Origin of the sequence: Roseivivax jejudonensis (assembly GCF_900172265.1) — a bacterium.
In the GTDB taxonomy this organism is placed as follows: domain Bacteria; phylum Pseudomonadota; class Alphaproteobacteria; order Rhodobacterales; family Rhodobacteraceae; genus Roseivivax; species Roseivivax jejudonensis.
In genome coordinates, this window is record NZ_FWFK01000005.1 from 182165 (window position 1) to 201758 (window position 19594).

General features: G+C 67.3%; 20 protein-coding genes. 15 read left to right on the top strand and 5 right to left on the bottom strand.

The genetic code is table 11. From position 1 onward, the window contains the following. Positions 1-24 precede the first annotated feature (24 nt). From puhA to ROJ8625_RS14490, 8 genes are all read left to right on the top strand, one after another. Positions 25-795: a photosynthetic reaction center subunit H gene (gene puhA, locus ROJ8625_RS14455; protein WP_200813319.1), complete on the top strand. Its 771-nt coding sequence runs from the start codon at positions 25-27 to the stop codon at positions 793-795. Between the two features lie 61 nt (positions 796-856). Next, entirely contained in the window at positions 857-1507 is a 651-nt protein-coding gene (gene puhB / locus ROJ8625_RS14460; RefSeq protein ID WP_085792606.1) for a photosynthetic complex putative assembly protein PuhB, read from the top strand. 14 nt (positions 1508-1521) lie between these two features. Further along, positions 1522-1995 carry a photosynthetic complex assembly protein PuhC gene (puhC, locus tag ROJ8625_RS14465; RefSeq protein ID WP_143535137.1) on the top strand — a complete coding sequence of 158 codons (474 nt, stop codon included), beginning with the start codon at positions 1522-1524 and terminating at the stop codon, positions 1993-1995. Positions 1996-2008: 13 nt separating this feature from the next. Next, the gene (locus tag ROJ8625_RS14470) at positions 2009-2305 is read left to right on the top strand and encodes an O2-dependent cyclase accessory protein (protein ID WP_085792608.1); all 297 of its coding nucleotides are present in this window, start codon (positions 2009-2011) and stop codon (positions 2303-2305) included. Then, the gene (acsF, locus tag ROJ8625_RS14475; protein ID WP_085792609.1) at positions 2302-3438 is read left to right on the top strand and encodes a magnesium-protoporphyrin IX monomethyl ester (oxidative) cyclase; all 1137 of its coding nucleotides are present in this window, start codon (positions 2302-2304) and stop codon (positions 3436-3438) included. The genes ROJ8625_RS14470 and acsF overlap by 4 nt, the downstream gene beginning before the upstream one ends. 121 nt (positions 3439-3559) lie before the next feature. After that, positions 3560-4360, top strand: coding sequence for a putative photosynthetic complex assembly protein PuhE (gene puhE, locus ROJ8625_RS14480; RefSeq protein WP_085792610.1), 801 nt, complete (start codon positions 3560-3562; stop codon positions 4358-4360). Further along, on the top strand, positions 4350-5564 hold the full coding sequence (gene hemA / locus ROJ8625_RS14485) for a 5-aminolevulinate synthase (protein ID WP_085792611.1): 1215 nt from the start codon (positions 4350-4352) through the stop codon (positions 5562-5564). Before puhE ends, hemA begins: the two co-directional genes overlap by 11 nt. Before the next feature lie 75 nt (positions 5565-5639). Then, positions 5640-6071, top strand: a complete 432-nt coding sequence (locus ROJ8625_RS14490) for a c-type cytochrome (protein ID WP_085792612.1) — start codon at positions 5640-5642, stop codon at positions 6069-6071. Positions 6072-6093: 22 nt separating this feature from the next. On the opposite strand, the gene ROJ8625_RS14495 is transcribed toward ROJ8625_RS14490, so the two are convergent. Together ROJ8625_RS14495 and ROJ8625_RS14500 are read right to left on the bottom strand one after the other, a co-directional pair. Then, a complete protein-coding gene (locus tag ROJ8625_RS14495) occupies positions 6094-7761 on the bottom strand; it encodes a KpsE/RkpR family capsule polysaccharide export protein (RefSeq protein ID WP_085792613.1) in 1668 nt (555 codons plus the stop codon). Further along, on the bottom strand, positions 7739-8398 hold the full coding sequence (locus tag ROJ8625_RS14500; protein ID WP_085792614.1) for an ABC transporter ATP-binding protein: 660 nt from the start codon (positions 8396-8398) through the stop codon (positions 7739-7741). The genes ROJ8625_RS14495 and ROJ8625_RS14500 overlap by 23 nt, the downstream gene beginning before the upstream one ends. Positions 8399-8601: 203 nt before the next feature. Between ROJ8625_RS14500 and ROJ8625_RS14505 the strand changes: the two genes are divergently transcribed. Continuing rightward, positions 8602-9387: an MBL fold metallo-hydrolase gene (locus ROJ8625_RS14505; RefSeq protein ID WP_085792824.1), complete on the top strand. Its 786-nt coding sequence runs from the start codon at positions 8602-8604 to the stop codon at positions 9385-9387. Between the two features lie 19 nt (positions 9388-9406). Here the strand turns inward: ROJ8625_RS14505 and ROJ8625_RS14510 are convergent, their stop codons facing one another. From ROJ8625_RS14510 to ROJ8625_RS14520, 3 genes are read right to left on the bottom strand one after another with little or no spacing between them, the layout of a single operon-like run. Further along, positions 9407-10060, bottom strand: a complete 654-nt coding sequence (locus tag ROJ8625_RS14510; protein ID WP_085792615.1) for a GntR family transcriptional regulator — start codon at positions 10058-10060, stop codon at positions 9407-9409. Beyond that, on the bottom strand, positions 10057-11211 hold the full coding sequence (gene argE / locus ROJ8625_RS14515; protein WP_085792616.1) for an acetylornithine deacetylase: 1155 nt from the start codon (positions 11209-11211) through the stop codon (positions 10057-10059). The genes ROJ8625_RS14510 and argE overlap by 4 nt, the downstream gene beginning before the upstream one ends. Before the next feature lie 2 nt (positions 11212-11213). Beyond that, positions 11214-12410 carry a M24 family metallopeptidase gene (locus ROJ8625_RS14520; RefSeq protein ID WP_085792617.1) on the bottom strand — a complete coding sequence of 399 codons (1197 nt, stop codon included), beginning with the start codon at positions 12408-12410 and terminating at the stop codon, positions 11214-11216. A 450-nt stretch (positions 12411-12860) separates the two neighbouring features. Here ROJ8625_RS14520 and ROJ8625_RS14525 point away from each other — a divergent pair, with 450 nt between their 5' ends. The 6 genes from ROJ8625_RS14525 to ROJ8625_RS14550 all read left to right on the top strand — a co-directional run bounded on the left by ROJ8625_RS14525 (position 12861) and on the right by ROJ8625_RS14550 (position 19527). Further along, positions 12861-13961, top strand: coding sequence for an ABC transporter ATP-binding protein (locus tag ROJ8625_RS14525; RefSeq protein WP_085792618.1), 1101 nt, complete (start codon positions 12861-12863; stop codon positions 13959-13961). A gap of 132 nt (positions 13962-14093) precedes the next feature. Then, complete coding sequence (locus ROJ8625_RS14530) at positions 14094-15200, top strand: extracellular solute-binding protein (RefSeq protein WP_085792619.1); 1107 nt, start codon at positions 14094-14096, stop codon at positions 15198-15200. 149 nt (positions 15201-15349) lie between these two features. Then, entirely contained in the window at positions 15350-15643 is a 294-nt protein-coding gene (locus tag ROJ8625_RS14535) for a DUF1330 domain-containing protein (protein WP_085792620.1), read from the top strand. Then, on the top strand, positions 15640-17349 hold the full coding sequence (locus ROJ8625_RS14540) for an ABC transporter permease (RefSeq protein WP_085792621.1): 1710 nt from the start codon (positions 15640-15642) through the stop codon (positions 17347-17349). The genes ROJ8625_RS14535 and ROJ8625_RS14540 overlap by 4 nt, the downstream gene beginning before the upstream one ends. Before the next feature lie 43 nt (positions 17350-17392). Further along, positions 17393-18550, top strand: coding sequence for an ABC transporter permease (locus tag ROJ8625_RS14545; RefSeq protein WP_143535144.1), 1158 nt, complete (start codon positions 17393-17395; stop codon positions 18548-18550). Further along, positions 18550-19527, top strand: coding sequence for a phosphatase domain-containing protein (locus ROJ8625_RS14550; RefSeq protein ID WP_085792623.1), 978 nt, complete (start codon positions 18550-18552; stop codon positions 19525-19527). Before ROJ8625_RS14545 ends, ROJ8625_RS14550 begins: the two co-directional genes overlap by 1 nt. Positions 19528-19594: the final 67 nt, after the last annotated feature.

Here is a 19594-nt window from a genome sequence, read left to right on the forward strand (position 1 = left end):
CGCCTCAAGCAAAGGAGCAGGGTCATGATCAACGACTATCCGTTCGGAAATCTCGACCTGGCGAGCCTCTCGCTCTGGATCTTCTTCATCTTCTTCGTCGGCCTCGTGATCTGGATCCAGCGCGAGAACCAGCGCGAGGGGTATCCGCTCGTGGACGAGGACGGCAGCAAGGCGGATGCCGGCGGCATCTGGCCGGTGCCCTCGGACAAGACCTTCATCCTGCCGCACGGCCGGGGCGAGAAGAAGTTGCCGTCGGGCCAGAACCTCGACCGCACCGATCTCGCGCTCGAGGCCACGACCGGGGCGTCGGGCTTTCCCTTCGCGCCCACCGGCAACCCGATGGAAGCCGGAGTCGGGCCGGGGGCGTGGTGCCCGCGCGCCGACGAGCCCGAGCTCGACGGTCACGGCCACCCGAAAATCGTGCCGATGGAGAAGGAAGGGTTCCGCATGGCGGCGGGGCGCGACCCGCGCGGCATGCCGGTGGTGTCCGGCGACGACAAGGTTGTCGGCATGATCTCCGACATGTGGGTGGACGCGCCCGAGCAGCTGGTGCGCTATCTCGAGATCTCTCTCGACCCCGAGAACGGCGGCGGCAAGCGGCTGGTGCCGATGACCATGGCGCGGATCCGGTCGAACCGGGTGCAGGTCCGGTCGATCTTTGCCCAGCAGTTCGCCGGCGTGCCGACGACCAAGTCGCCGGCGCAGGTCACCAAGCTCGAGGAAGAGAAGATCAGCAGCTACTACGGTGCCGGTCTTCTCTATGCCAGCGCCAAGCGCGAAGCGCCGAAACTCTGATCGCGGACGGCCGGGCCCGCGACAGCCACGCGGGCCCTCGGACCCTGGGGAGGACAGACTGATGAGCCACGACGACTTTGACATCGAACCGGTTCCGGGGCTGCCGGAACGACCGCCCGAGGGCGAGCGGATCCTCTGGCAGGGTCGGCCGGACGCCTTCGCGCTGACCTGGACCTCGCTCAGCCTGCCCTGGGTCGTCGGCTATTTCGTCCTCCTGGCGCTGTGGCGCTTCGGCACGCTGGTCGATCTCGTGCCGATGGGCCAGGCGGTCGGTGCGGCGGTGCCGTTCCTGATCCTGGGCGCGATCGTTGTGGCGCTTCTGGGCCTGATCGGCTGGATTCAGGCGCGGGCGACCGTCTACACGGTCACCGATCGCCGCGTGGCGATGCGGATCGGTGCAGCGCTGACGGTGACGCTGAACCTGCCTTACACGCAGATCGCCGCCGCGGGATACGCGCCGGGGCGCCGGGGCACCGGAACGATCGCGCTGTCGACCGTGGGCGGGCCGGTCATGTCCTACCTCGTGCTCTGGCCGCACGTGCGGCCGTGGCGGATCGCGCGCCCCGAGCCGGCGCTGCGCTGTATCCCGCAAGCCGAACAGGTCGCGCGGCTGATCGCCGAGGCGGCGGAGGCCAGGGTCGCGGTTCCGCAAGTGGCGCCGGCTGAGGCCCGGCCCGCCCCGGCGGCCGCGGCCGCCGTCGCGGCCGAGTGAAGGAGGCGATGACGATGGCACAACCGCTTGAACGCCGCATGAAGAGCACCGAGGCCGAGCTGGTGCCGCTGCCGCTCATCCGGGCGATGGTGGCGATGGTTCTCGCAAGCCTCGCGATCGCATCCTACGCGGTCTGGACCGACCGGCCTCTCGAGGCGACGCCCCCGGCGGGGCCCGTCGTCACCGCGCGGACCATCACGCTCGAGGCCGACATGACGGGCGCGGCACGCGTGATGGATGCGGACGGCCGGGTGATCGCGGATCTCGCTCCCGACGAGGGCGGCTTCGTGTCAGGCGTCGCCCGGGTGATCGAGCGCGAGCGCCGCAACGCGCGGCTGCCGCTCGATGCGCCGGTGCGCCTCGAGGCGATGGACAGCGGGCGGATCGCGATCATCGATCCGTCCACGGGATGGCGCGCCGACCTCATGGGGTTCGGCGCGGACAACGCGGCGGCATTTGCCAGGCTGCTGCAGAACGAGCCCGAATGAGGAGGGAAGACTCATGGGACTACTGACAAAGGACGTGGAGAGGGCGCCGTGCACCGTCGAGGTGTCGCACTGCTTCGAGAGCCTGCACGCGCATGTGCGCTTCAACAACGGCGCCGTCATCTATCCCGGTGACGAGGTCAAGGTGCACGGCCCCGAGATCATGGCGCCGTTCGGCGAGGTGGTGAGCGAGGACCGCGAGGCGACCATCCTGCGCGCCTCGAAGCTCGAACGCCTGTGGACGCGACTGACCGGCGATCTCGAAGTGATGGAGCTCTGCGAGTTCTCGTTCTCCGAGGAGGTGCGGCTATGAACGTGCATGCCGATCCCGTCGCCGACAAGCGCGCCGAGGCCCAGACCGCAGAAGAGGGCATTGCCCTCCAGGAGGAGCAGGCCAAGCTCGATTCCAAGTTCGCGACCGACGTGGCGATGCAGAATACACTGCTGACGCCGCGCTTCTACACCACCGATTTCGACGCGCTCGACGCGATCGACGTCTCGCCGGTGCGCGCCGACTGGGACGCGCTGATCGCCGAGATGCAGGCCGATCCCAACAAGGGCCACTTCAAGAAGACCGCCGACTGGGACGTGGTCGACTGGGAGGGGATGGAGCCCGGCCTGAAGAAGGAATTCATCGACTTCCTGATCTCGTCCTGCACCGCCGAGTTCTCGGGCTGCGTGCTCTACAAGGAGATGAAGCGGCGCGGATCGAACCACGACGTCACGACGCTGTTCCAGCTGATGGCGCGCGACGAGGCGCGGCACGCGGGCTTCATCAACGATGCGCTGCGCGAGGCGGGCGTGGCGGTGAACCTCGGCTTCCTGACGCAGAAGAAGAAATACACCTTCTTCCGGCCGAAATTCATCTACTACGCCACCTATCTGTCGGAAAAGATCGGCTACGCCCGCTACATCACCATCTTCCGGCACCTGGAGCGGCACCCCGAGCACCGGTTCCACCCGATCTTCAAGTGGTTCGAGGAGTGGTGCAACGACGAGTTCCGCCACGGCGAGGCGTTCGCGCTGCTCATGAAGACCGATCCGAAACTGACCTCGGGCGTGAACGTGTGGTGGATCAAGTTCTTCCTCACCGCGGTCTTTGCCACGATGTACGTGCGCGATCACCAGCGCCCGGCCTTCCACGAGGCGCTGGGCGTGGATCCCGACTGGTATGCCCACGAGGTCTTTACCAAGACCTCGGCGCTCAGCGAGCAGATCTTTCCGATCACGCTCGATATCGAGCATGCGGCCTGGCAGCCGACGCTGGAGCGGCTGCACCGCGCCAACGTGGCGATCGCCGAGGGGACCGAGGCGGGCGGCATCGGCGGGCGGCTGCGTTCCTGGGCAAACCAGGCCAAGGCGGCGTACTGCTTCGCCCGGCTCTACGCGATCCCGGCGCGGCGGCACCGGGTGCCCGAGAGCCCGCGCCTGGAGCCGGCGTATTGAGCCGGATCCGACAGGACGACGGAACGGCCCGGGGGCGCTGCCCCCGGACCCCCGGAGTATTTGACCCAAGAAGAAGACGCGGGGCGGGACGTGCCTGCCATTCGGGACAGGAGTATCGGGGATGAGCGGACATCCGGGGATCGCGGCGCTCTTCGCGCTCTTCGCCTGGTGGTTCTCCACCGGGGCGATCCTCGTGCTCGTGCGGCGTGCCGACCGCGCGGAGGCCGGGCGCCGCGCGACGATCGCGGCGCTGCCGCTTCTCGTCCTCGGCGCCGCGGGGCTCTGGGCGAGCGCGGGTGCGGCCGATGTCGGCGCGGTGTACCTCGCGTTCCTGTCGGCGCTGGCGGTCTGGGGCTGGATCGAGCTGGCCTTCCTCACCGGCACGATCACCGGGCCGAACGCGCATGTCTGTCCGCGCCACCTGCCCGAATGGGAACGGTTCCTGCGCGCCTGGGGCGTTCTCGCCTACCACGAGATGCTGCTGGCGGGCGCCTTCCTCGGGCTCTGGGCACTGACCCGGGACGCGGCCAACGCGGTCGGTTTCTGGACCTTCGCGGTGCTGTTCTTCGCCCGTATCTCCGCCAAGCTGAACCTCTTTCTCGGCGTGCCGCGGATCAATACCGAGTTCATGCCGCGCGCGCTGGCGCACGTGCCGAGCCATTTCCGCAAGGCGGGAGTCAACTGGCTCTTCCCGGTCTCGGTGACCGGGCTGGCGGCCGCGACCGCGGTGTGGATCACGCTACTGACGACGGCCGGAACCCCGGCCCAAACCGCCGGCTTCGCGCTCCTTGCCGCGATGACCGGACTCGCGCTTCTCGAGCACTGGTTCATGGTGCTGCCGCTGCCGGACGAGAAGCTGTGGCGCTGGATGCTTCCCGCGCCCGCCAACGGACCGACGAGGGAGGACGCCCATGGACTTTGACGCCCTGTTCACCGACGCGCTCGACACGCTGCGCCGCGAAGGCAACTACCGGATCTTCGCCGAGCTCGAGCGCGCGGTCGGCGCCTTCCCGCAAGCGAAGAGCCACGACGCCAACGCCCCGGACGAGGTCACGGTCTGGTGCTCGAACGACTATCTCGGCATGGGTCAGCACGCGGAGGTGATCGCGGCGATGTGCGACACTGCGCAGGCCTGCGGCACCGGCGCCGGGGGCACGCGCAACATCTCGGGCAACACGCACCAGCACGCGTTGCTGGAGGCGGAACTGGCGGACTTGCACGGCAAGGAGCGGGCGCTGCTGTTCACGTCGGGCTACGTGTCGAACTGGGCGGCGCTGTCGACGCTCGGGGCGAAGCTGCCCGACGCGGTGATCCTGTCGGACGAGAAGAACCACGCCTCGATGATCGAGGGCATCCGCCATTCCAAGGCGGACAAGGTGATCTGGCGCCACAACGATCCTGCGGACCTCGACCGCAAGCTGGCGGCGTTGCCGGTCAACGCCACGAAGATCGTCGCCTTCGAGAGCGTCTACTCGATGGACGGCGACATCTGCCCGATGGACGAGATCCTCGACGTGGCCGAGGCGCACGGTGCGATGACCTATCTCGACGAGGTGCACGCGGTCGGCATGTACGGCCCGCGCGGCGGCGGCGTCAGCGAAGCGCGCGGGCTGGCGGACCGGATCACGCTGATCGAGGGCACGCTCGGCAAGGCCTACGGCGTGATGGGCGGCTACGTGTCGGGGTCGGCGGCTTTGTGCGACTTCATCCGCTCCTTCGCCTCGGGGTTCATCTTCACCACCGCGCTGCCGCCGGCGGTGGCCGCGGCCGCGCGTACCTCGATCGCGCATCTCAAGCAGAGCGACGCCGAGCGCCAGCGTCAGCGCGCGCAGGTCGCCAAGTTGCGGGCGCGGCTCGATTCGCTGGGCATTCCGCACCTGCAGAACGACAGCCACATCATCCCGGTGATGATCAAGGATCCCGTGAAGTGCCGGCAGATCGCCGACATCCTGATGCAGGATTTCGGGATCTACGTTCAGCCGATCAATTATCCGACGGTGCCGAAGGGCACGGAGCGGCTGCGCTTCACGCCGGGGCCGCTGCATTCCGACGCCGATATCGAAAACCTGGTGCAGGCGCTCGCGGCTCTCTGGAAGCGGTGCGCGCTGGCGCACGCCGTGGCCTGAGCCGACGCACCGGCGCGGGGCTTTTCGGCGCCGCGGGGATGCCTATCTGACGGGGGCGGCCCGACAGGAGACAGCATGCCCCGCTCCCGCCTCACCCCGATCGCGATCGGCGTCGCTCTGGCGCTGAACCTTGGCGCCACGCCACCATTGCGGGCTCAGGATGTCGACCGCGGCGCGCAGCTCTTTTCCGACTGTGCGGCGTGCCACCGGGTGGTGGCGCCGGACGGCACGATCCTGCGCGGCGGCGGACGGGCGGGCCCGAACCTTTACGGTGTCGCGGGCGGGCGCGCCGCATCCGACAGCCGTTTCGACTATTCGCAGTGGCTGCGCGCGCTGGGTGCGCGCGACGTGACGTGGACGCAGGGCGCGCTCGCCGAGTACCTTCGCAACCCCACGATATTCACAAAGCAGGTGCTCGACGATCCCGAGGCGCGCTCGCGCATGGCCTATCGGATGGAAACCGGCGCGGCCGATATCTGGGCCTATCTCGAGAGCCTCGAACGCTAGCGTCGGGGCGCGCCACCCCCGATCAGGCCGAGACCTGTTCGCGCAGGATCGACGCGGTGAGCGACACCATCAGGTAGATGCCCGAGAAGATCAGGAACGCCAGAAGCGTGTTCTCGAACTTGCGCGGATAGGCCGGATCCTCGGCCGCGGTCGGTTCCACCGCGGTGGTGAGGTAGCGTGCCTGGCTGTCGGCATCGCGGCGCGCGGTCTCGAGCCGTTCGAGGGCCGATTGCAGCATGAGGTCGCGGGTGGCCAGATCGGCCTCGGCGAGCTGCACCTGCACGGCCGTGTCGGCCAGCGAGTCGCCGCCTTCCTGCGCGGTGGTCATCCGCGTGTTGAGCTCGGCCAGCAGCGCCTCGAGCCGGCGCACGTCGGCACGCGCGCCGTCGACCCGGCTCTGGTTGGGCCGCGCATTGTCGAGCAGCGCCTGGAGCTGGAGCCGCTTTTCCTGCAGCTGCACTTCGAAATTGTTGATCTGCCCGCGCAGGGCCGCGATCCGGCCCTCCGGGTCGATCAGCGCGCTTTCCTGCTGCAGCCGGACCAGCCGTTCCTGCGCGTCGCGGCGCGCCGACTCCGCCTCCGCGAGGCCCTGTTCGGCATCGAGCACGGCGTTCGAGCGCTTGCGCAGCGAGAGGTTGTCGACCCGTTCCTCGGCGTAGGACACGAGCGCGCGGGAGAACTGGGCCGCGGTCTGGGGATCGACCGCGGTGACCTCCATCTTCACCACGCCCTCGGTCGGGTCGTAGCCGATCTCGACGTTGCGCTTATAGACGTCGTAGGCCTCCTCGGTCGAGGCTGCGGCGTCCAGCCGCTGCAGCGGATCGATGAAGTCCTGGCTGAAATGCGCGCGAAATCCTTCGTCCTCGTCGAGGCGCAGCATCGCGTCCTTCGACGACAGGTAGGACTGGACCGCGATCGCGTCCTGATTGGTGGCGAATTGCGTGCCCGAAAGGAGCCCCCCGACGCCGCCGCCCCCGCCGCTGTCGTTGGCGAGAATGAGGAATTGAGACTTGGTCGAGTAGAGCGGCGTCGCCACGTTGAAGAAGTAGTGCCCGGCCACGATCGTCGGCAGCGCGACGAAGAAGAACAGCCGTGTGAGCAGCAGCGCGAACTTGCGCCGGCGCCGGCGGGCGAGATCCTTCTGGATGCGGCCGATTTCCTCGGCCCGGCGCTCGGCCGGGCTCGGGACGGGGCCGACCTCGGTCGAGGGCACGCCCTTTTTCTTCAGCGGCATGGTCTGGGGCAACTGGACTCGCTCGTCGCGCGGCTCTTCGGCCTCCGCGGGTGCGCCGGCGGAGTCGGGGGCGGTCGACTCGACGCCTGTCTCGGGGTCGCGGGTCACCACCAGCTCAAGCGTGTTGGCGCGCTGGAACGGGTCGATGCCGCGGGCGCGCAACAGGCGCACGGCGTCGAAGTCCGACGTCGGGGCGAGCCCGTGCTTCTGCGCGACGCGGCGCGCCATGCGCAGCTGGCGCCCGGTCAGGCCCTCGTCGCGGATCGCCTGGATCTCGGCGTCGGCGGCGACTTCGAGCGGAGAGCTGACATAGCCGTCACGGACGACGCCGTCATCGGGACCGTCGAAGTTGGCGGCGCGCTGGTCCGGCGCGTCGTCGTGCGTCAGGGCTTCGGCGGCACTGGCGTCGGCGGAGCGGCGGATGCGGAATTTTCTAGCCTTGGGTTTCGTAGTCATAGAGCCGCTTCGCTTCTTCAAGGCTTTCGAACATGTGCAATTGCCCGTCCATCAGGACCGCGGCCTTGCGCGCGAACTTCTCCAGGATCGCCGGCTGGTGGCTGACGATGATGATCGTCGTGGTGCGCAGCCGCTCGGCGAGGAAGTCGCCGGCCCGCCGGTTGAACTCGACATCGGTGGACGAGGGCATGCCCTCGTCGATCAGGTAGATGTCGAAGTCGAGCGCGAGCATCAGCGAGAACGAGAACCGCGCCTTCATGCCGGACGAGTAGGTGCCGAGCGGCTGGTCGAAATACTCGCCCAATCCGCAGAGCCACCGGCAGAACGCCTCGACGTAGTCGGGATCGAGGCCGTAGAGCTTGGCGATATAGCGGGCGTTTTCGGCTGCCGAGATCTTCGAGATCACGCCGCCCATGAAGCCCAGCGGAAACGAGACCCGGCAGGTGCGCCGGATGGTGCCCTCGTCGGGTTTCTCGAGGCCCGCCATCATCTTGATCAACGTCGTCTTGCCGGTGCCGTTCGGCGCGAGGATTCCGACGGACTCGCCGAGGTCGACGCGGAACGACACGCGGTCCAGGATCACCTTGCGGTGGGATCCGGTCCAGAAGGACTTGCTGACGTTGTCGAACTCGAGCATCCGGCGCCTTTCGTGCGCTTTGCCACATTCCGCGTCAAAGCTTCGTATCTCGAGTGGGGTAGTTTTGAATTTTGGTCAGAGTATGTCCTGTTCGGGAAACAAAACACAATCCTGCGCTGGTTTTGTGCCCGCAAAATGCGGCAATTGAAGCGCTCCTCGCCGGCGCTAACTGCAGGTCATCCGGCAACAGCGAGGAGACGAAGATCATGCAGACGAGACGCAGGTTCCTGTCCACGATCGGCGCGACGGCGGGCGCTGTCACGATCCTTCCCTACGCAACGATGGCACAGGGCGCGATGTCGAACACCTTCGAGACCGACGCGGGTCCGATCACGGTGCATCCGGTCAGCCATGCCTCCTTCGTGATGGAGACCCCGAAAGGCGTGATCTATGTCGATCCGGTCGGCGGCGCCGAGGCCTATTCCGACTTTCCCGATGCCGACCTGATCCTCGTCACTCACGAGCACGGCGACCACTACGATGCGGCGACGCTCGAGGCGCTGATGGCCGACGGCACGCACCTGATCACCAACCCGGCGGTGGGCGAGATGCTTCCCGAGGGGCTGGCATCGGGCGCCGAGCAGATCGGCAACGGCGCCAGCACCGAGTGGGAGACCCTCGGGATCGACGCGATTCCGGCCTACAACACCACCGAGGGGCGTCTCGACTTTCACCCCGAGGGCCGCGACAACGGCTACGCCCTGAGCTTCGAAGGCTTCCGCGTCTACATCTCGGGCGACACCGAGGATATCCCGGAGATGCGCGCGCTCGAAAACATCGACGTGGCCTTCGTCTGCATGAACCTGCCGTTCACGATGAACGCGGAGGCGGCGGCGAGCGCGGTCAACGAGTTCGCGCCGACCTACGTCTACCCCTACCATTTCCGCGGGCGGGATGGCGGCACGCAGGACCCGGCCGCCTTTGCCGAGATGGTGGAGACCGCCGAGGTTCTGACGCCGGACTGGTATCCGGAAACAGAGTCGCTCTGAGACGAGGGCGGCGCGCGGCTCAGCCGGCCGGAAGCGCCGCCTTCAACCGGTGAAAACTCATGGAGATATGCGCGCGGCGGATCATGCCGACCGCGGGCATGTCGCCCGAACGCAGCGCGTCGGCGACTTGCCGCATCTCCTCGCGGAAGGCCGCGATCTCCCGGTCAAGGTCTAGTTCTGCGATGGCCTGCAGCCAGATCCGGGCCGTGCGGAAGTAGAGTCGCTCCGACACCTCGGCGAGAGCGTCGTTGCCGATCAGGCGCTGCGTGAAGCTGAAATAAGCCATGTTGAGCCGGGCGAAGGCCCGGGCATCGGGCAAATCGGCGAGCTTGGCGCCCTCGGCGATCAACGTGCGAAGCTCGGAAAGCACCGCGTCCGTCACGGGCCGCGGCGTCATCGTGCCCGACAGTTGTGCAAGCTCCTCGCGCAGCGCGTAGACCTGCCCGAGCTCTCGGGCATCCACGTCGGTCACGAGCGTTCCGACACCGTGTCGCGCCTCGACCAGCCCCTCGTCCGACAACCGCGCGAGAACGCGCCGCACCGGCGTGCGCGAGACGCCGAACTCCGCGGCCAGTGCCTCTTCGCCCAGCTTTGTGCCGGGGGGGTAGTCGAGCAGGCAGATCCGGCCCCGCAACTCGGCATAGAGCCGTTGATGCCGGGCTTCGGCACTCATGCCGCGAGGTTCCTCCGAAGGCCCTCCAGCATCGTCAGGCATTCGGCCAGTTGCTGACGCGACACGTACTCGTCGGGCTTGTGCGCCTGGGCGATCGATCCGGGGCCGCACACCACGACGGACATGCCGAGCTCCTGGAAAAGCCCCGCCTCGGTGCCGAAGGGCACGACATCGGCCGAGTTGCCGCCGGTCAGCTGGGACACCAGCGCGCGCGCCATGTTGTCGTCCATCGGCTCGAGGCCGACGACTTCGCCAATGGTCTCGACGCTGATGTCGGCGCGCGGGCTGACCGCGCGCATCGCCGGCAGGAGATCCTGTTCGATGAGGGATTGCAGCGCTTCCTTGACGAATTCGGCGTCGCCGTACTGCACCGGGCGCATCTCCCACTCGACTTCGGCACGGCCGGGGATGACGTTGTGCGCCACCCCGCCGGACAGGCGCCCGACATTGACCGTTGTCCAGGGCGGATCGAAGCGGCTGTCTCGCGGGGCGCGCGCCTTCAGTTCCTCGGCCAGCTCCATCAGCCGGGCGACGTAGCGCACGGCGTAGGCCACCGCGTTCACGCCCCGGTCGGGGTTGGAGCCGTGGCCTTCGAGCCCGTGAAACCGCGCGGTGTATTCACAGCAGCCCTTGTGCCCCTCGATGATCCGCATCTCGGTCGGTTCGCCGACGATGGCGATCGCGGGCAGGTGGTCGCGGGCCTTGAGATGCGGCACGAGCGCCTGCGCGCCGAGGCAGCCGACCTCTTCGTCGTGGGTAAAGCAGAAATGCACCGGCCGGCGCAGGTTCGTGCCCGCATACGCGCTCGCCATGGAGATCGCCGACGCGATGAACCCCTTCATGTCGCAGGTGCCGCGCCCCATGAGAAGGTCGCCACGCTCGGTCAGTTCCCATGGATCCGTGGACCAGTCCTGGTCAGCCACCGGCACAACGTCCGAATGGCCCGACAAGAGCACGCCGCCGCCCATGTCGGGGCCGATCGACCCCCAGAGGTTCGCCTTCTCGCCGCTCTCGTCGCGAAACACCTCGACCCGTGCGCCCGCATCCTCCAGCCGGGTCGCCATGTCGTCGATGAGCCCGGCATTGGGCGCCGACGACACGGTGGGGTGCGCGATGAGATCGGCGAGGATCGCCTCGGTGCGCTCCAGCATGGTCAGTCCTTCACGTACATCTTGCGGGGGCGCTGACAGAACGTCTCGGCCGGACCCTCGTCCTTGATGAGGATCGACTCCGTGATCTCGAGCCCCCAGTCCGACATCCACAGGCCGGGCATGAAGTGGAAGGTCATGCCGGGCTCCAGCACGGTTTCGTCCTCCGAGCGCAGGGACACCGTGCGCTCGCCCCAGTCCGGCGGGTAGGACAGTCCGATCGGGTAGCCGCAGCGGGCGCCCCGTTCGATGCCCGCGGATTCCAGCGGTGCGGCCAGTGCGTTCGCGATGTCGCACGCGCGGTTGCCGGCGCGCGCGGCGTCTAGACCGGCCTCCAGCCCCTCGACCAGCGCCGCCTCGGCGCGCTTGAAGATGTCCGACGGCTCTCCGAGGAAGATCGTGCGGCACAACGGCGCGTGATAGCGGCGGTAGCAGCCGGAGATCTCGAAGAACGTGGCCTCGCCGGCGTTGAACGGGCGGCCGTCCCAGGTAAGGTGCGGCGCCGCCGCGTCCGAGCCCGAGGGCAGCAGCGGCACGATCGCCGCGTAGTCGCCCCAGTGGCCGTCGATGCCGGTGATCGCGTCGCGGAAGACTTCGGCGACGACGTCGTTCTTGGGAACGCCGGGCTCTACCCGCTCCACGAGGCCGTCGATGATCTTTTCCGAGATCTTCGCGGCGCGGCGCATGAAGACCAGCTCTTCTTCCGACTTCACCGCGCGCTGCCAGTTCACCAGCGCCGTCGCGTCGAGGAGCGTGGCGTCGGGCAGTTCCCCGGCCATCGTCATGTAGGCACGCGCCGAGAAGTAGTAGTTGTCGAGCTCCACGCCGATGCGCGCCTTTTCGTACCCCATGCCGACGATGCGGCTGGCGAGGTCCTCCATCGGGTGTCGCTCCGTCGACTGGACGTAGTTGTCGGCGTAGCCGATCACCCGGTCGTCACCCATCCAGACGGTGCGGACCGCGCCGTTGGAATCCTGGTTGCGTCCCCACCAGATCGGGTCGGCGTCGGGAAAGACGAGCACGCCCTGGTGCACGTAGAACGACCAGCCGTCATAGCCGGTGAGCCACGCCATGTTCGACGGGTCGGTGACATACAGGACGTCGAGCCCGGATCGCTCCATCGCGCGGCGGGTCTTGTCGAGGCGCCGCGTATACTCCTCTTCCGAGAAGGGGAGGTCTTTCGAGAAGCGATGATACATCATGGGCAAAGCCTTTCTGACCGACGATGAACTCCATTCAGCCTGCCGACTTGTGTACATCTAGGGTGGTCGGAACGCGACATCACATGCCGTTTCCGGACAAGTTGCCAAAAATTCCGGCATTTTTCGAGGCGCACTGCTTACTGCGAACCCAAGTTGTGTACATCGTGGCGGCATCACGGCCCGATCGGACCGTCTGATGGCGAATCCTGTCGCTCCGCCCCGGCGCTGCCGGCGCCTGGGTGCGACGGGACGTCGCGCGGGCGATCCGGCACGATCCGCCGGACACCGCACACAAACGTCCCGTCGTGCGCCCGATATCTGGGCGGATCGACCGTTTCCGCACAGGGATTACGCCTGTCCGCATGAGAGAGTTGCATAATTTTCTCGCGGGCGGTTTAGTCGGAGACCAGACAAGCGGGATAACCCGCGGACATATCAGGGAGTGCAGCCTTGGGGACATCGGCTGAGAGCGACGCCTTCGTCGCGTTCGAGCGCGTGCAAAAGAGCTATGACGGCGAAACGCTCGTCGTGAAGGATCTCAACCTCGCAATGCCGAAGGGCGAGTTCCTGACGATGCTTGGCCCCTCGGGCTCCGGCAAGACGACGTGCCTGATGATGCTTGCGGGCTTCGAGACGGCGACGCACGGGGAAATCAAGCTCGACGGCAAACCGATCAACAACATCCCGCCGCACAAGCGCGGGATCGGAATGGTGTTCCAGAACTACGCGCTGTTTCCGCACATGACCGTGGCCGAGAACCTGTCGTTCCCGCTCGAGGTGCGCGGCATGGCCAAGTCGGAGCGCGAGCAGAAGGTGAAGCGCGCGCTGGAGATGGTGCAGATGGGCGCCTTCGGCGGCCGCCGGCCGGCCCAGCTCTCCGGCGGTCAGCAGCAGCGGATCGCGCTCGCGCGGGCGCTGGTGTTCGAGGCCGAGCTGGTGCTGATGGACGAGCCGCTGGGCGCTCTCGACAAGCAGCTGCGCGAGCACATGCAGTTCGAGATCAAGCGTATCGCCGACGACCTGGGCATCACGGTGGTCTACGTCACGCACGACCAGACCGAGGCGCTGACGATGTCGGACCGCGTCGCGGTGTTCGACGATGGCCGCATCCAGCAGCTCGCGCCCCCGGACGAGCTCTACGAAGCGCCGCAGAACAGTTTCGTGGCGCAGTTCATCGGCGAGAACAACACGCTCGAAGGTGTCATCGAGGAAATCGGCGGCAACCGCTGCACGGTCAAGCTCGACAGCGGCGACGTCATCGACGCGATGCCGGTGAACGTGTCGCAGAAAGGCGAGCGGACCCGCGTGTCGATCCGCCCGGAGCGGGTCGAGTTCAATCCGGAACTCGGGCCCGACGCCCATACCCTCACCGCCGAGGTCCGCGAATTCATCTATATGGGCGACGTGTTCCGCACGCGCCTGTCGGTGGCGGGCCACGACGAATTCATCGTCAAGACGCGCAATCGGGCCGACCAGAAGCGGCTCTCTCCCGGGGAGACCATCCAGATCGGATGGCTGCCCGAGGATTGCCGCGCGCTCGACGCGAGTTGACGTGATCGCATCGGGCGGTCGGCCCGTGCCCGATAACGGGCGCCCCGACTGCCCGACGCACCCGACAGGGCCGCTGTCCCGCCCGTGGCGCCGGCCCGTCAAATCCCGAACGGGTGATCTAGGGAGAAACGAATGAAGATGACCAAGACGCTTCTTGCTACCACCGCGCTGACGCTGGCCGGCGGCGCGGTTGCCGCTCAGGAAATGGCTGACAGCATGACGCTGGTGAGCTGGGGCGGCGCATACCAGAACAGCCAGCAGCAGGCCTATGTCGTGCCGTATCTCGAGATGAACCCGGATGTCTCCGTGACCTGGGACGAGAGCTCGAACGAGGCGGTGGCGCAGCTCCGCGCCATGAACGAAGCCGGCAACATCACCTGGGACCTCGTGGACGTGGTGGCCTCCGATGCCATCCGTCTGTGCGACGAGGGCCTCGCGATGGAGGTCGATCACGACGAGATCCTCGCTCCCGGCGAAACCGAGAGCGGCGAGGAAGTCGACCCCACGGACGACTTCGGCGACCTGATCGTGTCGGACTGCTACATCCCGCAGATCGTCTACTCTACGACCTTCGGCTACCGCACCGACATGGTGCCCGATGGTGCCGAGCCGCCGAACGACATCTGCGATGTCTGGGATCTCGAGACCTATCCCGGCCAGCGCGCGCTGGAGCGTCGCCCGATCAACAACATGGAATGGGCCCTGCTCTGCGACGGCGTCGCCAAGGACGAGGTCTATGACGTGCTGGCCACCGAAGAGGGCCAGGACCAGGCGCTCGCCAAGCTCGACGAGATCAAGGACGAGGTGATCTGGTGGTCGGCCGGCGCCGACACGCCGCAGCTTCTCGCCGACGGCGAGGTCTTCATGGGCTCGACCTATAACGGCCGCCTCTATTCGGTGATCGAGGAGCAGGACCAGCCGGTCGGCATGATGTGGGACGCCCAGGTGTTCGACCTTGACGGCTGGATCATCCCCGAGGGTCTGCCGGAAGACCGGCTGAACCGCGTGCTGGACTTCGTGCGTTTCGCGACCGACACCCAGCGCCTCGCCGATCAGGCCAACTACATCTCCTACGGCCCCGCGCGCGACACCTCCGCGCCGCTCGTGCCCGAAGAGATGAAGCAGCACATGCCGACCGACCCGGCGAACTCGGAGAACACGTTCCTCTACAACTACGAGTTCTGGGCCGACTACCGCGACGACATCGACGCGAAGTTCCAGTCGTGGCTCGCGCAGTAAGGCACGCGGCGGGCTGAGCCCCGCCGGCCGAGATCCGACCGGGGCGTCGCGTTCGCCCGGGTCCCGTCCGCCGGCGCATCGTCGCCGGCGGGCATCCAGCCGACACGACGCGCCGACGCAACGGCGCGCGACACCGACAGGGAACCCCGATGCCCAAGGGCTACATCATCGCCCACATCACCGTTCGCGATCCCGACGCCTATCGCGAATACGTGGAGCGGGACACGCCGATCCTCGAGGGACTCGGCGGACGCTTCATCGTCCGCGGCGGCCGCTCCGAGATCGTCGAGGGCGACACCCACGACCGCCACGTGGTGATCGAGTTCCCCAGCTACGACGCGGCGCTCGCCGCCTACAACGACAGTGATTACCAGGAGGTCGCCGAGATCCGGCGGCGCACCGCGGACAGCGTGATCCTGGTCGTGGAGGGGATGGACCGATGAGTGACGCCACCGCCGATCCGGGCAAGATCGAGGGCCCGACACCGGACGACCCGCTGGCGCAGGCCAAGGCGCTCGACAACGTCGACGCGCAGGGCCGGATGCTCGCCGCGGACGGCACGCCGCTCAAGAAATCGCTCGCGCGGTCGCTGCGGATCCAGAAGCTCCGCGCGCTGATGCTGATCGCGCCGCTCTTGCTCTTCGTTCTTCTGACTTTCGTCGCGCCGATCGCGGACATGCTGTTCCGCTCGGTCGAGAACCAGATCGTGTCGGACACGCTGCCACGCACCGTCGAGGCGCTGCAGGATTGGGACTACGAAAGCGGCGAGGCGCCGGACGAGCCGGTCTTCGACGCGCTCTACGACGATCTGTTCCTCGCCGCCGAGCGCCGGGAGCACACTCGTCTGGGCTCGCGTCTCAACTACGAGACCACGGGGATTTCGTCCCTGTTCCGGCAGACCGGACGCAGCGTCGAGGATCTGGGCGACGCTTATCTCGACCAGTTCGAGGAGCTGAACGAGGCCTGGGAGGAAGAGGTCGTCTGGGCCGAGCTCATGGGCTCCGACCAGTGGCTCGAGGAGCAGCGCGCCTGGGACGAGGAGTCGGGCGACCCGCTGCCGGAGTTCCAGCTGCGCGAGGGTGTGGCGACGCTCCTGCCCGAAACGACCCGCAGCTTCCTCAACTTCGTCGAGTTCATCCGCACGGAGGACCAGGAATCCCCGCTCGACGAAGAGCCGTGGAGCCGCGTCTATACCGGGCTCTACACCGACCTGATGAACGAAGATGTCGCGAACTATTCCGGTCCGCACGCCGAGCTTCTGCAGGAGGCCGACGCCGCCGTCGCGGATTTCGAGACGCAGACCACCAAGGAGTTCTTCCTTTCCGTCGACGAGGATTGGGGCGATCCGCGCATCTGGGGCACGCTCGAGGCGTTTTCGCCGAACTATACCAGCGGGTATTTCCTCAATGCCGTCGACATGCAGCTCACGCCCGAGGGCGCCGGACTGCGCGACGAGGACGAGCGGATCTACGGGCTGCTGTTCAAACGCACCATGTTCATGTCGCTCGTCATCACGTTCAGCTGCATCCTGCTCGGCTATCCGATCGCCTATCTTCTTGCGAACCTGCCGATGCGGTCCGCCAACCTGCTGATGATCCTCGTGCTGCTGCCGTTCTGGACGTCGCTGCTTGTGCGCACGAGCGCGTGGAAGGTGATGCTTCAGCAGCAGGGCGTCATCAACGACGTGCTGGTCTGGCTCGGCCTCGTCGGGGATGCGAACCGTCTGGTGATGATCAACAACCAGTTCGGCACCATCGTGGCGATGACGCACATCCTGCTGCCGTTCATGATCCTGCCGATGTACTCGGTGATGTCGACGATCCCGCCCTCCTACGTGCGCGCGGCGAAGTCGCTCGGCGCCACCAACGTCACCGCGTTCCGACGGGTCTACTTCCCGCAATCGGTGCCCGGGATCGGGGCGGGGTCGATCCTCGTCTTCATCCTCGCCATCGGCTACTACATCACGCCCGAGATCGTCGGCGGCACCACCGGCACGTTCATCTCGAACCGGATCGCCTACCATATCTCGTCCTCGCTCAACTGGGGGCTCGCCGCCGCGCTCGGCACGATCCTCCTTGCGGTGGTTCTGATCCTCTATTGGGCCTACGACCGGATCGTCGGCATCGACAACGTGAAGCTGGGGGGCTGAGGACATGTCGACATCTGACGTGGTCATCACCGAAACGCGGACCATGCCCTACGGCTTCACCTGCGGCGTGGTCGCGGCGGCCGGGGCGTTCTTCGGCCTCTTCGTGGGCACCGCCCAGGGATCCGGCTTCGCCGGCATCGCGCTCGGCGCCGCGCTCACCGCGGCGCTCGCCTACCTCGCCATGGCCTATCTCGGAACGGCGCAGGAACGAAGCTTCAAGTGGGGCGTGATCGCGCTCTTCGCCGTTGCAGGCCTTTTGATCGGCGGGCTTCCCGGGCTGATCGTGGGCGGCCTCTTCGGCTGGTTCATCGGCTGGTTCATCTACTGGGTGGGGCGGTGCCGCTACCGCATGACCCTGCCGCCCTACCTGACCGGCGGCCAGGTGCTCTGGCACTACAGCTTCCGGGTGCTCTGCGGCGCGATCTTCGTATTTCTCATCACGCCGATCCTCGTGGTGATGCCGCTGTCCTTCAACGCGGAGAACTTCTTCACCTTCACGCCCGAGATGCTGGCCTTCGACCCCGAGGGCTACTCGCTGCGGCACTACCGCAACTTCTTCGATTCCTCGGAATGGCAGCAGGCGTTGCGGAACTCGCTCATCATCGCGCCGATCGCGACGCTCCTCGCCGTGACTTTCGGCACGCTCGCGGCCATCGGCCTCAGCCAGCCGCACGTTCCGGGACGGCAGGTGATCATGGCGATCCTGATCTCGCCGATGATCGTGCCGCTCATCATCTCGGCGGCGGGGATGTACTTCTTCTACAGCCGGATCGGCCTGCAGGGCACCTATCTCGGGGTGATCCTCGCGCATGCCGCGCTCGGCATTCCTTTCGTCATCATCACCGTGACGGCGACGCTCGTCGGGTTCGACCGCTCGCTCACGCGGGCCTCGGCCAATCTCGGGGCGAACCCGGTCACCACCTTCTTCAAGGTTCAGATGCCGCTGATCCTGCCGGGCGTGATCTCCGGAGGTCTCTTCGCCTTCATCACCTCTTTCGACGAGGTGGTCATCGTGCTGTTCGTCGGCTCCGCCCAGCAGCAGACGCTGCCCTGGCAGATGTTCACCGGTCTGCGCGAGCAGATCTCGCCGACGATCCTCGCGGTGGCGACGATCCTGGTCGGCATCTCCATCGCGCTTCTGACCACTGTCGAACTGCTGCGCCGGCGCTCCGAGAAGATCCGCGGCATGAGCCCCGGCTGATGCCGAAACGGCTGCTCGCCCGGATCGCGCACCCGGTCGAGCAGGCGCTCGAACGGGTCTTTCTCCGTCGCACGCCGGACAGCGTGGTGATCGACCCGTACCTGGGCTACGCGACGCCCGAGACGATCCTCCTGCGCGGGCGCGTTCTCACATCGCTGCGCCGCACGACGCCGGCGCCCGAGGCGTCGTGGCTCGTGAACCTGCGGCAGATGATCGGCCTGTTCTTCACCCGCGAGGTGGCCGAGCGCCGGGTCACGGCCCGTGGGGTCGATGCACGCACCGACGAGGAAGGCTATTTCACTCTCGCACTGCCGCGCGACGGCGCCGCGCCCGGCTGGCACGCCGAGCCGGTCGAGGTCGAGGGCGGCGACGGCGCCACGCTCGAGGCGCTGGTGGTCGACCCCGCCGCGCCGTTTTTCGTCATCTCCGACATCGACGACACCGTGCTCGAGACCGGCGCCTACTCGCTCGCGCGCAATCTCTGGACCTCGCTCACCGGCAACGCCATGACCCGGCACGTCTTTCCCGACGCGGTCACTCTGATGAAGGCGTTCGCCGCGGCCGGTGCGCCGGTCTTCTTCGTCTCGTCGAGCCCCTGGAACCTGCACCACTTCCTGCGCCGGATCCTCGACCGGCACGATGTGCCCAAGGCGCCGATCTTCCTGCGCGATCTTGGCATCTCGAAGACGCAGTTCATCTCCGGCACCCACGGCGATCACAAGGGCGCGGCGATCGACGCGCTGCTCGGCGCGCATCCCGATCTGCCGGCGGTGCTCGTCGGCGACACCGGCCAGCACGACCCCAAGGTCTATCTCGCCGCCGCCGAGCGGCATTCCGGCCGCATCGCCCGGGTGATCCTGCGCGAGCCCGGTCGCGGCGCCGACCGCCGCGACCTCGCGCGCATCCGTCAACTCGAGGCGATGGGCGTCCGCGTCGATCACGGACCGGACTATTCCGCGGTTGACGCGACCATCTGAGCGGCCCGAGCGTCATCCGGCGGGTTGAGGACACCGCGCCATACCACGCGCCGGCGGCCGCTTCATC

Coding starts and splice junctions, on each gene's coding strand:
- ROJ8625_RS14540 (WP_085792621.1), top strand. CDS start 15,640: ATGAGTGACGCCACCGCCGATCCGGGCAAGATCGAGGGCCCGACACCG.
- ROJ8625_RS14520 (WP_085792617.1), bottom strand. CDS start 12,410: ATGATGTATCATCGCTTCTCGAAAGACCTCCCCTTCTCGGAAGAGGAG.
- argE (WP_085792616.1), bottom strand. CDS start 11,211: ATGCTGGAGCGCACCGAGGCGATCCTCGCCGATCTCATCGCGCACCCC.
- puhE (WP_085792610.1), top strand. CDS start 3,560: ATGAGCGGACATCCGGGGATCGCGGCGCTCTTCGCGCTCTTCGCCTGG.
- ROJ8625_RS14470 (WP_085792608.1), top strand. CDS start 2,009: ATGGGACTACTGACAAAGGACGTGGAGAGGGCGCCGTGCACCGTCGAG.
- puhA (WP_200813319.1), top strand. CDS start 25: ATGATCAACGACTATCCGTTCGGAAATCTCGACCTGGCGAGCCTCTCG.
- ROJ8625_RS14510 (WP_085792615.1), bottom strand. CDS start 10,060: ATGAGTGCCGAAGCCCGGCATCAACGGCTCTATGCCGAGTTGCGGGGC.
- puhC (WP_143535137.1), top strand. CDS start 1,522: ATGGCACAACCGCTTGAACGCCGCATGAAGAGCACCGAGGCCGAGCTG.
- hemA (WP_085792611.1), top strand. CDS start 4,350: ATGGACTTTGACGCCCTGTTCACCGACGCGCTCGACACGCTGCGCCGC.
- ROJ8625_RS14535 (WP_085792620.1), top strand. CDS start 15,350: ATGCCCAAGGGCTACATCATCGCCCACATCACCGTTCGCGATCCCGAC.
- ROJ8625_RS14545 (WP_143535144.1), top strand. CDS start 17,393: ATGCCCTACGGCTTCACCTGCGGCGTGGTCGCGGCGGCCGGGGCGTTC.
- ROJ8625_RS14490 (WP_085792612.1), top strand. CDS start 5,640: ATGCCCCGCTCCCGCCTCACCCCGATCGCGATCGGCGTCGCTCTGGCG.
- ROJ8625_RS14495 (WP_085792613.1), bottom strand. CDS start 7,761: ATGACTACGAAACCCAAGGCTAGAAAATTCCGCATCCGCCGCTCCGCC.
- acsF (WP_085792609.1), top strand. CDS start 2,302: ATGAACGTGCATGCCGATCCCGTCGCCGACAAGCGCGCCGAGGCCCAG.
- ROJ8625_RS14550 (WP_085792623.1), top strand. CDS start 18,550: ATGCCGAAACGGCTGCTCGCCCGGATCGCGCACCCGGTCGAGCAGGCG.
- puhB (WP_085792606.1), top strand. CDS start 857: ATGAGCCACGACGACTTTGACATCGAACCGGTTCCGGGGCTGCCGGAA.
- ROJ8625_RS14530 (WP_085792619.1), top strand. CDS start 14,094: ATGAAGATGACCAAGACGCTTCTTGCTACCACCGCGCTGACGCTGGCC.
- ROJ8625_RS14500 (WP_085792614.1), bottom strand. CDS start 8,398: ATGCTCGAGTTCGACAACGTCAGCAAGTCCTTCTGGACCGGATCCCAC.